The 1277-nt window shown below is 66.6% G+C and carries 1 protein-coding gene; it reads right to left on the bottom strand.

What is annotated here, in order from left to right:
- Positions 1-31: 31 nt before the first annotated feature.
- Positions 32-1215, bottom strand: a protein-coding gene (locus MFF13_RS08185) for an IS3 family transposase (protein WP_238271836.1) whose coding sequence is annotated in 2 segments (ribosomal slippage) — positions 32-918 and positions 918-1215 — 1185 coding nt in all. Because the reading frame shifts where the segments join, the coding sequence is not laid out codon by codon here.
- Positions 1216-1277: the final 62 nt, after the last annotated feature.

Below are 1277 nucleotides of genomic sequence, written 5' to 3'. Positions count from 1 at the left end.
TGATCCTCCCCCGGTTCCACGGACAGGGGGGTTAGCTCGCGTTCCGTTCGGCTTGCTCGGGTGTGATGTATCCCAGGGCCGAGTGGATGCGCTGCCGATTGTAGTAGCCCTCGATGTAGGCGAACAAGTCGCGTCGGGCCTCGTCCCGGGTCGCCCATCGTCTCTGGTGGACGAGTTCGACCTTGAGCGTGTGGAAGAAGCTCTCCATCGGGGCGTTATCGTAGCAGCAGCCTGTCCGGCTCATGGAGGGCGTCGCCTTCATGTCGGCGAGCTGCGCTCTGTAGGCCTCGGCGGCGTATTGGCTGCCGCGATCCGAGTGACAGATGAGGCCGGCCCCCGGTCGCTGCCGTTGGGTGGCCATCATCAGGGCGGCCGAGGTCAGCTCGGTCCGCATGTGCTCGCGCATGGACCAGCCGACGATCTTGCGGGTGGCGAGATCGAGGACGGCGGCCAGGTAAAGCCAGCCCTCTCCGGTCGGCAGGTAGGTGATGTCCGCCAGCCAGACCGTGTTGGGTAGCGCGGCCGAGAACTGCTGCTTCAGGAGGTTGGGCGCGATCGGCAGATCGTGACGGCTGTCGGTCGTGCAGGGCCGGTATCGACGTCCTGCCAGGGCTCGGATGCCATGACGGCGCATCAGGCGCTCCACCCGCCCACGACTGGTCGTTCGCCCCTCTGCGCACAGGACGGCATGGACCCGAGGCGAGCCGTAGCGCCTCTGATGCCCGACATGGATTCGGCGGACGTCGTCGAGAAGGCGACGGTTGGACGCCGACCTCGCACTCTCGGGACGGGATCGCCAGTCGTAGTAGCCGCTGTGAGAGACTTCGAGCACGCGGCACATGAGACGCACCGGCCAGGTGCTCGCATGCTGCTCGATGAAGGCGAACGTCACTTGGGCATCTCCGCAAAGATGCCGATCGCTTTTTTTAGGACGTCGCGCTCCATGCGCGTCCGGTCGAGTTCACGCCGCAGACGGGCGATCTCGGCCGCTTGGTCGGAGGGGGAAGCCACCGGGCTCGCGGATGCGGCGCCCGGTGAACCTGCTGCCCGCGGCGGTGGGGAGCCACCCATCAGCCCCGTGCGCCACTGCCTCAGCATCGAGGGTTGGATCCCGAGTTCGGCCGCGATCTGCATCTGCGGGCGGCCGCTGCTCTCCAGCAGCGCTACCGCCTCGCGTTTGAACTCTGGGGTGAACTCGCGTCTCGTCTTGGCCATCAAACACCTTCCCCGCCCGCAAGGAGCGTATCAGAGGTGTCCGTGGAACCGGGGGAGGATCA

This window comes from Methylobacterium cerastii, from assembly GCF_022179125.1.
Classification (GTDB): domain Bacteria; phylum Pseudomonadota; class Alphaproteobacteria; order Rhizobiales; family Beijerinckiaceae; genus Methylobacterium; species Methylobacterium cerastii.
Note: the sequence above shows the minus strand (reverse complement) of the source record. Positions and strands in the feature narration are given on the sequence as shown.